This window comes from Microbacterium sp. C-MGS6 (genome assembly GCF_058140415.1).
Genome location: NZ_CM176934.1, coordinates 752,044 through 764,298, shown reverse-complemented (window position 1 = coordinate 764,298; position 12,255 = coordinate 752,044). Strand labels below are relative to the sequence as shown.

General features: G+C 71.2%; 13 protein-coding genes. 5 read left to right on the top strand and 8 right to left on the bottom strand.

Going from position 1 to position 12,255, the window contains the following annotated elements; all coding sequences use genetic code 11:
• Nucleotides 1-73: 73 nt before the first annotated feature.
• Entirely contained in the window at nt 74-892 is an 819-nt protein-coding gene (gene nadE / locus AC3B5L_RS03715) for an NAD(+) synthase (RefSeq protein WP_062635667.1), read from the bottom strand.
• Between the two features lie 109 nt (nt 893-1,001).
• Here nadE and AC3B5L_RS03710 point away from each other — a divergent pair, with 109 nt between their 5' ends.
• Nucleotides 1,002-1,559, top strand: a complete 558-nt coding sequence (locus AC3B5L_RS03710) for a phosphorylase family protein (RefSeq protein WP_187663303.1) — start codon at nt 1,002-1,004, stop codon at nt 1,557-1,559.
• Nucleotides 1,560-1,561: 2 nt separating this feature from the next.
• Here the strand turns inward: AC3B5L_RS03710 and AC3B5L_RS03705 are convergent, their stop codons facing one another.
• The 4 genes from AC3B5L_RS03705 to AC3B5L_RS03690 all read right to left on the bottom strand — a co-directional run bounded on the left by AC3B5L_RS03705 (nt 1,562) and on the right by AC3B5L_RS03690 (nt 6,822).
• Nucleotides 1,562-4,555: an AAA family ATPase gene (locus AC3B5L_RS03705; RefSeq protein ID WP_280571563.1), complete on the bottom strand. Its 2,994-nt coding sequence runs from the start codon at nt 4,553-4,555 to the stop codon at nt 1,562-1,564.
• On the bottom strand, nt 4,555-5,724 hold the full coding sequence (locus tag AC3B5L_RS03700) for an exonuclease SbcCD subunit D (protein WP_259953451.1): 1,170 nt from the start codon (nt 5,722-5,724) through the stop codon (nt 4,555-4,557). The genes AC3B5L_RS03705 and AC3B5L_RS03700 overlap by 1 nt, the downstream gene beginning before the upstream one ends.
• Before the next feature lie 254 nt (nt 5,725-5,978).
• Nucleotides 5,979-6,461, bottom strand: coding sequence for a DIP1984 family protein (locus tag AC3B5L_RS03695; protein WP_187663300.1), 483 nt, complete (start codon nt 6,459-6,461; stop codon nt 5,979-5,981).
• Between the two features lie 52 nt (nt 6,462-6,513).
• Nucleotides 6,514-6,822: a GNAT family N-acetyltransferase gene (locus tag AC3B5L_RS03690; protein WP_187663299.1), complete on the bottom strand. Its 309-nt coding sequence runs from the start codon at nt 6,820-6,822 to the stop codon at nt 6,514-6,516.
• Nucleotides 6,823-7,152: 330 nt separating this feature from the next.
• Between AC3B5L_RS03690 and AC3B5L_RS03685 the strand changes: the two genes are divergently transcribed.
• Genes AC3B5L_RS03685 through AC3B5L_RS03670 form a run of 4 tightly spaced genes read left to right on the top strand, consistent with a single transcriptional unit; the run spans nt 7,153 to nt 9,442 of the window.
• Nucleotides 7,153-7,866, top strand: coding sequence for a winged helix-turn-helix domain-containing protein (locus AC3B5L_RS03685; RefSeq protein ID WP_060921402.1), 714 nt, complete (start codon nt 7,153-7,155; stop codon nt 7,864-7,866).
• Nucleotides 7,867-7,921: 55 nt separating this feature from the next.
• The gene (locus AC3B5L_RS03680) at nt 7,922-8,881 is read left to right on the top strand and encodes a DNA-3-methyladenine glycosylase family protein (protein WP_259953453.1); all 960 of its coding nucleotides are present in this window, start codon (nt 7,922-7,924) and stop codon (nt 8,879-8,881) included.
• A 38-nt stretch (nt 8,882-8,919) separates the two neighbouring features.
• Entirely contained in the window at nt 8,920-9,117 is a 198-nt protein-coding gene (locus tag AC3B5L_RS03675; protein ID WP_259953455.1) for a hypothetical protein, read from the top strand.
• A 4-nt stretch (nt 9,118-9,121) separates the two neighbouring features.
• Complete coding sequence (locus AC3B5L_RS03670; RefSeq protein WP_187663296.1) at nt 9,122-9,442, top strand: nucleoside/nucleotide kinase family protein; 321 nt, start codon at nt 9,122-9,124, stop codon at nt 9,440-9,442.
• On the opposite strand, the gene AC3B5L_RS03665 is transcribed toward AC3B5L_RS03670, so the two are convergent.
• The 3 genes from AC3B5L_RS03665 to AC3B5L_RS03655 are packed head-to-tail and all read right to left on the bottom strand — an operon-like array spanning nt 9,436 to nt 12,210.
• Entirely contained in the window at nt 9,436-10,191 is a 756-nt protein-coding gene (locus AC3B5L_RS03665; RefSeq protein ID WP_187663295.1) for an iron ABC transporter ATP-binding protein, read from the bottom strand. The two genes, AC3B5L_RS03670 and AC3B5L_RS03665, sit on opposite strands and share 7 nt — an antisense overlap.
• Nucleotides 10,188-11,216: an iron chelate uptake ABC transporter family permease subunit gene (locus AC3B5L_RS03660; RefSeq protein WP_259953534.1), complete on the bottom strand. Its 1,029-nt coding sequence runs from the start codon at nt 11,214-11,216 to the stop codon at nt 10,188-10,190. Before AC3B5L_RS03660 ends, AC3B5L_RS03665 begins: the two co-directional genes overlap by 4 nt.
• Nucleotides 11,217-11,223: 7 nt before the next feature.
• Entirely contained in the window at nt 11,224-12,210 is a 987-nt protein-coding gene (locus AC3B5L_RS03655) for an ABC transporter permease (RefSeq protein WP_259953459.1), read from the bottom strand.
• Between the last annotated feature and the right edge of the window lie 45 nt (nt 12,211-12,255).

Here is a 12,255-nt window from a genome sequence, read left to right as displayed (position 1 = left end):
GTCGGCTGCTTCGACACTATCCGCGGCATCCGACACGGCGAAAAGCGGGCGGTCCCGCGTGAGGCGCCCCGGGTCAGCGCCACCAGGTGTCGTCGGGCGTCACGGGCAGATGACGCTTGTGCTGAGTCGCGAGATACCGCGCCTCGATGCGCCCGGCGACCTCGGGGTCGACCTCCCGGCCCTCGAGGAAGTCGTCGATCTGCTCGTACGTCAGCCCGAGCTCGTCCTCGTCGGTGCGCCCCGGCTGGTCGTCGAGGAGGTCGGCCGTCGGCACCTTGAAGGCCAGGCGCTCCGGGGCGTCGAGGAACTGGAGCAGGGCGCGACCCTGTCGCTTCGTGAGCCCGGCGAGCGGGAGGACGTCGGCCGCGCCGTCGCCGAACTTCGTGTAGAAGCCCGTGATGGCTTCGGCGGCATGGTCGGTGCCGATCACGATCAGACCCTCGTGCCCGGCGAGCGCGTACTGGGTGACCATGCGGAGGCGGGCCTTGATGTTCCCGCGGTTGAAGTCGGAGATGTCGCTGGAGACGGCGGACTCGATGTCCTTCTCGACACCCTCGACCCCGTTCTGGATGTTCACCTCGATCGACGAGTCCGGCGCGATGAAGTCCAGCGCGGCCTGCGCGTCGTCGGCGTCGTGCTGCACGCGATAGGGCAGGCGCACCGCGAGGAAGGTCGCCTCCCCGCCCTCGGCACGCACGCGCTCCACCGCGAGCTGGGCGAGGCGCCCCGCGAGCGTCGAGTCCTGTCCGCCGGAGATGCCGAGGACGAAGCCCTTCGCGCCCGTCGTGCGCAGGTAGTCCGCGAGGAAGCCGACGCGACGCTCCACCTCCGCTTCGGGGTCGATGTCGGGCCGGGCGCCCAGGTCTTCCGCGATCTGCTTCTGCAACGACACGTTGTCCTCCGCTCATCGGTTCACTCCAGTATCGCCCTTCCGTGTTTCCTGCGGGTCACGCCACTGCGCCAGGACGCGGTATCCAGCCGCGACCTGAGAGACTGAAGCGGTGAAGCTCCTCGTCGCCGCCCTCGAGTCCGAACTGTCCGCCTTCCCCGAGGAGCTCGACGGCTTCGACCGTCTGGTCACCGGCCCGGGCAAGCTGCCGGCGACGTACGCGCTGACCCGGGCCCTCGACGCGAAGACCTACGACGAGGTCGTCGTCGTCGGCACCGCGGGCTCCATCGAGAAGGGGCGTCCGTACGCGGTGCACGAGATCGCGACGGCGGTGCAGCACGACGTGATCGATCTCGACGGCGTCGTCGGACGGCACGTCTCGCTTCCGCCGCAGGTGACCACGGGCCGCGAGGGCGTCGTGATCGCCACGGGTGACCACTTCGTGAACGACGCCGAGGTCACGGCGGTGATCCGGCCGATGGGCGCCGCACTGGTGGACATGGAGACCTACGCGTACATCTGGGTCGCGGGACAGTTCGGCGTGCCCATCCGCGCCTTCCGCGCCGTCTCCGACCAGGCCGAGGACGGCGCCCTGGCCGACTTCCGCGAGGCCATCGCCCGATGCAGCATCGAGCTGCGCGAAGTCATCCGCGCCGAATACGGGGTCTGAGCTCAGCGCATCTCGATGACGCTCGGCCCGTTCGGCAGCGCGCGGACGGTGAGCTGAGCCGGGATCTGTTCCTGCATGGCCTCGACGTGGCTGATGACCCCGACCGTGCGCCCGCCCTGCCGCAGTTCGTCGAGCGTGCGCATCGCGACGTCGAGTGTGTCGCCGTCGAGCGAGCCGAATCCCTCATCGATGAAGAGCGTGTCCAGGCGGATGCCGCCGGCGCGGGCCGTCACGACCTCGGCCAGCCCGAGGGCGAGCGCCAGGGACGTGAGGAACGTCTCGCCGCCGGACAGCGACTGTGGCGGGCGGGTCTGCCCGGTGAACGCGTCGGCGACCACGATGCCGAGTCCGGACGCGGCACCGCGTGCCGCCAGGGCATCGGAGTGCTGCAGCCGGTAGCGTCCTTCCGACATGTCGTGGAGGCGGCGGTTCGCGGCGTCGACGATCTCTTCGAGCTCTGCCGCCAGCACGAAGGTCTCCAGCGTCATCTTGCGTGTGTTCGCACCGCGTCCGGCGATGGTGTCGGCGAGGGCCTGGAGCACCTCGAACGCCGCCGCGTCCTCTGCTGTGCGGGCGTGCTCGTCCTTCGCGGCGTCGATGAGGCCGGCCAGCCGCGCAGCGTCGCCCGCCGTCCTCGTGGCCTCGTCGACGGCGGCGGTCCACGCCGCCCTCGCATCGAGCGCTGCCTGCTCGATGGGCGCGAGGTCGATCGGCTCCTCCGGCAGGGTCCGCAGTTCGAGGTCGAAGAGAAGTGCACGCTCCTTCTCCCGCTGCACCGCGTGCGTCGTCACCCGCTCATCGAGCTCTGCCTGCACCGCCGGCGGGCGCAACGCCTCCACGACGGCCGTGACGTCGGGGAACTCGGAGGCATCGAGTGCAACGTCTCTCTCGGCGGCCGCCTCCGTCGCCGCCTGCTGTCTCCGCGCACGTTCGGCCTCGGCGTCCAGGAGGCGTCGGGCCACGGCGAGGTGGGCGGTCGTCTCCGCCGTCCGCTCGGCGACCGACGCGTAGCTCCCTCGCGCCTCGTCGATCGCCCTGCGGGCGTCATCGTCTCGCTGGACCACCAGAGCCAGCTGCTCGCGGGCTGCGGCGAGGGCCGCCTCGTCCTGGACACGGCGGAGCTCCAGGGCGTCCTGCTGCTCGCGGAGCTCGGCGAGGACGACATCGCGTCGCCGCGCGGTCTCGGCGGCGGCAAGGGCTTCCTTCTCCGCGGCAAGGGCGGCATCGAGCTCGGCTCCCGCCGTCTCGACGTCCCGTCCGTCCGCGCGCGCCGTGGCCGCGGCGAGTCGGACCTGCAACGTCGTGCAGGTCGACGCCGCCTGCTGCTCGCGCCGCGCCGCCTCGTCCCTCCGGACCTCCGCAGCCGCGATGTCCTCCGCGGAGACCGTCGCGCCGTGGTCTGCCGGGGCCGGGTGCTCTCGCGCACCGCACACCGGGCAGGGGTGATCGTCGACGAGGGCGGAGGCCAGCTCCCCCGCCATGCCGTCGATCCGGCGCTGCCGCAGGTCAGCGAGAGCCGACTGTGCGGCGGCCTGTGCAGACGTCGCCTCGGCGAGGACCCGCTCGGCGGAGGTGCACTCCTGTTGCAGGGTCTCCGCCTCTACCGCGGCTTCGCGGCGAACGGCCGCGGCGATGCGCACGCTCTCCCATTCCGCGATGCGGTCGGCGAGTCGACGGGCGTCGTCCCGTTCCAGGGTTGCGGCCGCGATCCGCCCGGGGAGGGCAGCGCGCTCCGCCTGCCCGTCCTCGCACCGGCGCTCGGCGGCGACGACAGCCGCTTCCGCCGTCCCGCGCTCGGTGGCGCGGGACGGCGCCTGTGCCTCCAGCGTGACGGCGCGCTCCCAGATCCCGGACTCACGCGTCCGTTCCGCGATCCACGCGTCGAGGTCGTCGGTCTCGACGCCGAGCCGGGCCCAGGCCGCGCGTGCCCGTTCCTCCGTGGCGGCCGCCTCGTCCGCTGCCGCCGCCGCGCGTGTGGCCGCGGCGATCGAGGAACGGAGCACCTCGGCTGCCCGCGCCCTGGCGAGCTCCGCCTTCGCCGCGGCGACCGCCGCTTCCTCGGCATCCAGACGGGCCATCGCCGCGCGGGCACGGTCTCGCTCCTTCTGCGCGCGCTGATCCTCGCGCGCCGCAGCCAGAGCAGCATCGGCGACCTCGAACCGCTTCTCCGCCTCCAGGCGATCGGCGGCGCGCCGTTCCGCCCGATACGCAGCGCGCGCCTGCGCCCGTTCGAGCTCCGCCAGGCGATCGGCGGTCGTGGTGCCAGCGCCCTGCACCTCCGACGCGATGCCGCCCTCGTCGTCACCGCCGTCGCGCCCGAGGGCGGCATCCGCCACCAGGCGCTCCGCTTCGTCCAGCCGCGCGGAGACGGTGGCCAGGCGCGCGCCGAGCCCCTGCTCAGCGTGGCGCCGCCGCTCGTCGAACCGCGCCTGCACGTCTTCGAAACGCTCGGTGCCGAAGAGCCGGCGCAGCAGCGCCTGCCGATCCCTGCTACCCGCGAGGAGGAACTCCGAGAAGCGGTTCTGCGCCAGAAGGATCACCTGCAGGAACTGCTCCCGGCTGAGCTGGAGGATGTCATCGAGCTCGTGCGCCACGTCGACCGCCCGCGCCGCGCGACCCACCCAGCCGTCGTCCGTGAGCTCCTCCAGGGAGACCGCAGCCGCCTGCTTGGTCAGGCCTCCGCCGCGCCGAGCCGGCCGGAGGTACTCGGGCGAACGCGTGACCCGGTAGCGACCGGACGGCGTGCTGAACTCGACGACCACCTCGGAGGGATCGTCCGGTTCGCTGTGATCGCTGCGGAGCCTCTTCTCCCCGCCGTCGTACCGCGGCACCCCGCCGTACAGCCCGAAGCAGACCGCGTCCAGGATGCTCGACTTCCCCGCTCCGGTGCGGCCGGCGATGAGGAAGATCCCGTCGTCGGCGAAGGCGTCGAAGTCCACGGTCTGACGCGCGCGGAACGGCCCGAAACCCTCGACCTCCAGCCGATGCAGCCGCACTAGACGAGGGCTTCCGCGCGGACCCGGTCGTCGAGCACCTCGCGGATCAGCTCGCGTTCGACCTCGGTCGCTCCCTGGCCCGCCCGCACATGCTCGAGGAACGCCTCGATCCGGTCGGCGTCGGTCACCGCGGAGCGCAGCCGCTCGCCGTACGACCGCTCACGCTCCTCCCCGACCGTCGCGGGCTGATGCTGCACCATGGCGCAGTGCGGGTACGCCTCGCGCAGCCGTCGCATGGGTTCGGTCTGCGGTACGGCGTCGGTGTAGACGGCGCACACCCAGGCGTCGGCGTGCGCGGCGATGTTCTCTGCGGAGAGGATCTCCTCGAAGGCGCCGGTCAGGGTGACCAGGCGCCGCGGAACCGGCAGCTCCAGCCACTCGACGCCCGCGAGCCCGTCGGCATCGAGGTCGACGAGCCAGGAGCCGCGCGGCTTGTGCTGCTCGCCGAAGCTGTAGTGCAGCGGAGCGCCGGCGTATCGCACCCGCTCGCTGACCTGCTGACGACCGTGGATATGACCCAGTGCGACGTAGTCGGGGCCGTCGAACGCCCGGAGCGGCACGACGTCGAGGCCGCCCTGTCGCACCTCGCGCTCCAGACCCTCCGTCGGCTCCACCCCCGCGGCGAAGCAGTGGGCGATCGCGATCGACCGACCCGCGTGCTCCTGCATGCCCGCGCGGACGAGGGTCATCGCGTGCGTCATGGTCTGCGCCTGCGTGCGCAGCTGCCGTCCCTCGGCGTCGCCCTCCGGCCAGTGCTGGCGGACGATCGCGGGCTCCAGATACGGGATCCCGAAGAAATGCACCGGACCGTGAGCGTCGTCGATCGTGACGGGGGTACCGACCGCGAGGGGGTCGGTGAGCACGTGGATGCCGTCGCGCAGCAGCCGGGCCTGGAACCCCAGCCGCGCGGCGGAATCGTGGTTCCCGCTGGTGACGACCACCCGTGCACCCGTCTCATGCAGATCGACGAGGGCGTCTCCGAGCAGCGTATAGGCGGCGGCCGAGGGCGTGGCGGAGTCGAACACGTCGCCCGCGACGATCACGACGTCGACCTCGTGCTCCCTGACCTGCGCGGTCAGGGCGGTGAGCACCTCGGCCAGCGCGTCCATGGTCGAGTTGCCATGGAACGTCCGGCCGATGTGCCAGTCCGAGGTGTGCAGGATCCGCATACCCCCACGGTACGAAGCCCCTCGGACATTCCGTCCGAGGCGTGCCGGGACCGCCGTCTCCCGACGGCCGAGGAGAAGGCGGAAGGTCCCCTGACCCACCCTCGTCGCGACGACCGGCACGTGGTGATGCGAGATGCACCGTGCATCTTCACCTGTGCGACGTGCGGGGCTGCGCGATGCGAGATCAGGGCTGCCCTCCGCCCACAGGTGCCGGCTTGCCCCGCCGGCTGAGGGTTGTGCCCGCTCCGTCGCGACTACCGACTTCCGCTCTCCTCCTCGAGGTCGTGCGACCAGTTCGCCTGCTGGATCCGGTTGTCGAGCGCACGGAGCTCCTGGGCGACGGCGTCCGCCCGGGCCCGGAGCGCGGCGACCGGCAGCGCCGACACCTGCCTCAGCTCCGAGCGCATCTGACGCAGGTACTGCTCGCTCGCCCCGGACGCGGCGGCCGCCGCGTCGGCGAGCACCGAGTGGCGCAGGCGCAGCACGTCCCGCGCGGCGAGCGCGTCGGTCATCGTGCCGTCCGCGCCGAGGTCGAGGCGGGAGTTCGTGACGTTGATGCGGCGGATGAGGCTCTGCAGCCGAGTCAGTGCGTCATCGGCCTCCTCGATCAACGCCGCCGCGTCCTCCGCAGGCTCCTCACCCTCCTGGTACCGGGCGTTCGCGACGATGCGCGCCCGCAGCTGCTCGATGCGGCGCTGCAGGTCGGCGCGGGCGGCCAGGGCTTCGGCGAGTCTCATGTCCTCATCCTCGCAGGCGGCGGCCGTAACAGTTCGTCATACAGCCGGAGCGTCAGCGTGAGCGGAGGAGTCCGGACTGCTCGGGGTGGGCGGTGAACCACTCCGCCACGTACCAGCAGACGGCGTCCACCTTGCGGTCGCCGCGCTCCGCGATGTCGGCCACGGCCCCCTCGACCACCTTCCCGGCGTATCCGTTTCCGCGGAATGCCGGGACCGTGTAGGCCCGGGTGAGCGCGACGGTGTGGCCGTCGTCCCGGTAGTCGAGCACGCTGACGAGCTTCCCGTCGCGCGTGAGGGTGTACCGCGATGCGTCCTTCTCGTCGGTCAGGATGAAGCCGCCGACGGTGTGCGAGATCGTCATCCGTGTCACGTTACGCCTCTTGCGACGCGCCCGGGCGTTTTGACATGTCCCGTCACGATCGGACATAATCCCCCCATGACCATCAACGCACGCCCTTTGTCCGCCCAGGAGGCGAACGGGACTGCCGGGATGATGATGCCCGGTCGCGTTGACATGTGTTGCCGAATGTGTCGCTGAACGAACAGCCACCTCGTCTGACCTGACTCCTCGCCATCTGCGAGAGCAGTGTCCCGAGCACACACCCGTGCTCGCTTCCCCGGCTCCGCCGGTCATTCGTGCAACGCATCCGAGCCCCCTCCCGTCGGGCTCACGTCCTGAGGACCCATCATCATGTCGAACTCCGCCCTTCTCGAGCGTCCCGCCGTCACCGCCCCGAACCGCACCGTCCGACCCGCCGAGTCGTCGGCTCCGCTGGCCCCGGCCGGCGCCGACCTCCCCGCCGTCCGCTCGCCCCGCGGCTTCGCCCTCTACGTCGGCCTGGACGAGATCAAGGCCGCCGAAGCCGGTGTGAGCCTTCCGCTGCTCGTCGACGCCCTCCGCCGCACGCTTGCCGAGCTCGCGCCCGGCGCCGAGACCCACGCCACCGTCGCCCTCGCCCCGCACGGCTCCGGCGGCCGCGACCTCGACGTCGTGCGTCTCGCCCTGCAGGAGCCCGGCGCGATCGCCCGCACCAAGGCCGCCGCCGAGGAGGAGACCACGCCCGAGGAGTCCGGCGTCACCGTCGACATCTCCCGCAAGCGCGTGCTCATCGACGGCGAGTCCGCCGCCTTCACCTACAAGGAGTTCGAGCTGCTGCAGTACCTCGTCCTCCGCGAGGGCCGCACGATCGAGCGCAGCGAGCTCGTCGCCGCCCTCTGGCAGGCCCAGGACGACGAGACCCCTGGCGAGCGCACGATCGACGTGCACGTGCGCCGGCTGCGGGCGAAGCTCGGCCGCTACGAGGACATCGTCCGTACCGTGCGCGGCATCGGCTACCGCTTCGACCGTCACGCCGACGTCGTCATCCGTTACGGCCACGGAACCCCGTCGCCGGACCGCTTCTGACCCGCTCCTGCTCGACCCGGAGGCCGGTGTCAGGAGCCGCGCGTAGGGTGGGCGCATGACCCTCGCCGCCGCCCCCGCGACGGCGGGCGCCGTCCGCGCGGATGCTCCGCGGGAGACGACGTACCGCCCGCCGCACCCGCTCGATCTCCGGCGTACCGTCGGCATGCTGCGCCGCGGCGGCACCGATCCGACGACGGTCTTCGACGGCCCCGTCATCTGGCGCGCGGTCCGCACGCCACAGGGTCCGTCGACGTTGGCCCTGCGGATGTCGGGGAACGAGGTCACGGCGACCGCCTGGGGTCCGGGCGCCGAGCACGCACTCGCCCTCGTGCCGGCACTGTGCGGTGCCGGCGACGACCCGACCGGCTTCGATCCCTCCCTGCACCCCCTCATCGCCGAGGCGGCCCGACGACACCCCGGCATCCGGCTCGCACGCACGGATGAGGTCTTCGATGCCCTCGCCTGCGGCATCCTGGAGCAGAAGGTCACCTCCATGCAGGCCTTCGGCGCCTGGCGATACCTCGTGTCGCGCTTCGGCGACCCGGCGCCGGGGCCGACGCCGCGACCGATGGCCGTCGCTCCCACGGCGGCGCAGTGGCGACGCATCCCGTCCTGGGCGTGGCACCGCGCCGGAGTGGAGCCGCCGCAGTCGAAGACCATCGTGCGGGCGGCGGAGCGCGGCGACCGCATCGCCGATGCCGTCCGAGCGGCCACGACCGGCCCTGACCGTGACCGCGTCCTCACGAGCCTGCCCGGGGTCGGCGTCTGGACCGCTGCGGAGACGCGCATCCGCGCGCTGGGCGACCCCGATGCCGTCAGCGTGGGCGACTACCATCTGGCGCACGAGGTCGGACATGCCCTGACGGGGCACCGCACGGATGACGCCGGCATGGTCGAGCTGCTCGCTCCCTGGGCCGGTCACCGGCAGCGCGTCATCCGGCTCATCTTCGCGAGCGGCGTCGCCGAGGCGCGGCGCGGACCCCGGCTCGCCCCGGAAGACCACCGCCGACGCTGACCGGCCCGTTCCCGGAGCGGCCGACGTATGCTGAGCGCATGTCCCGTACCGCCCTGCGCATCTTCGTCACGGTCGGCCTGCTGATCGCCGGTGTCGTCCTCGGCCTCATCTTCCAGAACGTGTGGCTGGGCGTGCTGCTCGCCGCGATCGTGTGGTTCGGCTGGTTCCTCGGCTACGAGTCCCGCCGCGGTCACAACGCGGGCGTGAACGACGAGGACAACGGCGTCGAGCTCTGACGCCATGGAGCGGCAGTCCAGCGCCGGCCGTCGGGCCGTGCTCACGGCCGTGGTGTCGGTGATTCCGCGGCCGGAGGATCTCCGCCGCAACGTGTTCGTCGGCATCGACGGCGTGGACGGCTCGGGGAAGACGGTGTTCGCCGACGAGATCGCCGAACTCCTCGCGCCGCGGCACCCCACGGTGGCCCCGGAGGCGGCGAGCGACCGACGCTACGTCGAGGGTCAGCGGATGTACCTGCGAGAGGACGACCCGGAGCGGCACGCCGCGGTGATCGTGGAGAACGACGACCTCCGGGCCCCTCGGATCGCCGGCCCGCGTCAGTAATAGACGGCGAGGGGGCCCGAGGGTCCGTCCACGACCTGCACGGGGGTGTCGAACACGCGGCTCAGCACGTCGTCCGTCATGATCGCCGCCGGCGGGCCGAACTCCACCACCCGACCGTCCTTCATGGCGCAGATGTGGTCGGCGTAGTGTCCGGCGAAGTTGATGTCGTGCAACACGATGACGATCGTCCGCCCGAGCTCCTCCGCCGCGCGCCGCAGGTGCTTCATCATCTGCACGGCGTGCCGCATGTCGAGGTTGTTGAGGGGCTCGTCGAGCAGCACGAACTCCGTGTCCTGCGCGAGCACCATGGCCACGTAAGCCCGCTGCCGCTGCCCGCCGGAGAGCTCGTCGAGGTAGCGCCCCTCGAGCGCCCCCAGATCGAGGAAGTCGATCGCCTGGCTGATGACCTCCTCGTCGGCTCTCGTCAACCGGCCCTGGGAGTGCGGGAAGCGGCCGAAACCCACGAGCTGCCGCACGGTGAGCCTGGTCACGAAGTGGTTCTCCTGGCGGAGGATCGAGACCACCTTGGCCAGGTCCTTCGACTTCGTGGAGGCGACGTCGAGGCCCGCGATCTCGATGGCCCCGGCGTCCATCCCGTTCAGCCGGCCGATCATGGTCAGGAGCGTCGACTTGCCCGCACCGTTCGGCCCGATGAGGGCGGTGATCCCGCCGGTGGGGATGCGGAGGTCGACGGGGCCGATCGCGACCTCGCTGCTGTAGTCACGGCGGACGCCGTCGAGTGCGATCACAGTCTGCCCTTTCGGAGGATGACGATGAGGAACACGGTGCCGCCCACGATCTCGATGAGGATCGAGACCATGCCCTGCGCGTAGAAGACGTTCTTCATGACGAAGTACGCCCCCGCCAGGATCGAGAACGCGGTGAGGACGGCGACCGGGAAGATCAGCCGATGGTCGTGCGTGTCGGCGAACTGGTACGCGAGCGTCGCCACGAGGAAGCCGAGGAAGGTCATCGGACCCACGAGGGCTGTGGAGGTGGCCATCAGCACGGCGACGAGGGTCAGGACGAGGAACTGCTCCCGCCGGTGGTCGAGGCCGAGCGATCGTGCGGCATCGGGGCCGAGCGCGAGCACGTTCAGACGCCGGGACCGCAGCCACAGGAGGGTCGAGGCCGCGATCACGAGCGGGATCGCGAGCGGGAGATACGAGGGATCGGCGTTGGAGACGTTGCCGAACAGCCGGGCGGCGAGCACATCGAACTCGCTGGGGGTGAGCAGCCGCTGCATGAACGTGGCGATCGCCCCGAGGCCGCCCCCGATCACGATGCCCACGAGCAGCATGATCTGGAGGTTGCCGTAGCGCCCGGACAGGAGCCACCCGTAGAGGAGGACGGCGAGCGCGACCATGATGAGCACCTGGAGGGCGAACTGGCCGACGCCCTGGATCGCCACCAGCCCGGCGACGCCGAAGAGGTACACGGTCGTGGTCTGGACGACACGGTACAGCGACTCGAAGCCCATGATCGAGGGAGTGATGATCCGGTTGTTCGTGACCGTCTGGAAGCTGACCGTGGCGACGGCCTGGGCGACGGCGACGAGCGCCATCACGACCACGGCGGTCGCGCGGTGCTGGGCGATGCGCCAGAACCCGGGCGTGCCGACGGGCAGCGGGTTGTCCCAGGCGAGGAGACCGAACGCGGAACCGAGGGCGAGCACGCCGAGCACCACGAGCACGACGATGTAGCGGCGACGCGCCCGCACGGTCGTGAACGCCCCGGCCGAGCGCGTCGTCCGCGAGGCCGTCGTCGCCGTCATCGTCGCCTCAGCCACGACGACGCTGCCGCAGGAGGAGGAGCACGAACACGACGGCGCCGACGACACCGAGGATCAGCGACACCGGCACCTCGAACGGCATGATGATCGTCCGGCCGATGATGTCGCAGACGGTGACGATCGCGATGCCGAGCAGGCACACCCACGGCAGGTTGCTGCGCAGGTCGTCGCCACGGACCATCGAGACGATGTTCGGAACGATCAGCCCCAGGAAGGGAAGGTTGCCGACGACGACGGTGACCACACCGGTCGTCACCGCGATCAGCGCGGTGCCGAGCAGGATCATCCGGTTGTAGTTCACCCCGACGTTGGTGGCGATCTCCTCCCCCAGCCCGGCGATGGTCAGTCGGTCGGCCACGAGGAAGACGATGACGCCGATGATGGCGACGATCCACAGCATCTCGTACTGTCCGCGCATGACCGAGGTGAAGCTGCCCGCGAACCAGACACCGATGATCTGCAGGGAGTTCGTGACGAGGGCGAAGTAGGTCGTGATCGCGCCGACCACCGCGCCCAGCATGATGCCGACGATGGGCACGATGAGCGACGACTTCAACGCCACCCGGCGGAGGAACGCGAAGAACACCATCGTGCCGACGAACGCGGCGAGCACGGCCCCGGCCATGCGCAGCGGAAGGGAGGGCTGCGGCACGAGCACCATCACGGTGAGGAGCCCGAGTCCCGCCCACTCCGTGGTCCCGGTGGTGGTCGGCTCGACGAAGCGGTTCTGCGTGAGCAGCTGCATCACGAGACCGGCCATCGCCATCGCCGCGCCCGCGAGCACGAGCGCGATCGTCCGGGGGACGCGGGTGATCTGGAACATCTGCGCGCCGTCGTCCGCGCCGGCGATGTCGTACACACCGGTGAAGAGCGAGATCACCAGAAGCGCCGCCACGACGAGGACGCCGATGAGCAGCTTCGGATCGAAAAGCCGTGCGGACGATCGCGGTGTCGAGGTGAGGAGAGGAGAGGTCATGGGGGGATGCCGGCGGCGGCGCCCCGGTCGGGACGCCGCCGCCCA

Excerpts from the sequence above, each read along its gene's own strand:
- AC3B5L_RS03700 (WP_259953451.1), bottom strand. The coding sequence starts at position 5,724 with ATGCGGATCCTGCACACCTCGGACTGGCACATCGGCCGGACGTTCCAT.
- AC3B5L_RS03695 (WP_187663300.1), bottom strand. The coding sequence starts at position 6,461 with ATGAGACTCGCCGAAGCCCTGGCCGCCCGCGCCGACCTGCAGCGCCGC.
- AC3B5L_RS03690 (WP_187663299.1), bottom strand. The coding sequence starts at position 6,822 with ATGACGATCTCGCACACCGTCGGCGGCTTCATCCTGACCGACGAGAAG.
- AC3B5L_RS03685 (WP_060921402.1), top strand. The coding sequence starts at position 7,153 with ATGTCGAACTCCGCCCTTCTCGAGCGTCCCGCCGTCACCGCCCCGAAC.
- AC3B5L_RS03680 (WP_259953453.1), top strand. The coding sequence starts at position 7,922 with ATGACCCTCGCCGCCGCCCCCGCGACGGCGGGCGCCGTCCGCGCGGAT.
- AC3B5L_RS03675 (WP_259953455.1), top strand. The coding sequence starts at position 8,920 with ATGTCCCGTACCGCCCTGCGCATCTTCGTCACGGTCGGCCTGCTGATC.
- AC3B5L_RS03670 (WP_187663296.1), top strand. The coding sequence starts at position 9,122 with ATGGAGCGGCAGTCCAGCGCCGGCCGTCGGGCCGTGCTCACGGCCGTG.
- AC3B5L_RS03660 (WP_259953534.1), bottom strand. The coding sequence starts at position 11,216 with ATGACGGCGACGACGGCCTCGCGGACGACGCGCTCGGCCGGGGCGTTC.
- AC3B5L_RS03655 (WP_259953459.1), bottom strand. The coding sequence starts at position 12,210 with ATGACCTCTCCTCTCCTCACCTCGACACCGCGATCGTCCGCACGGCTT.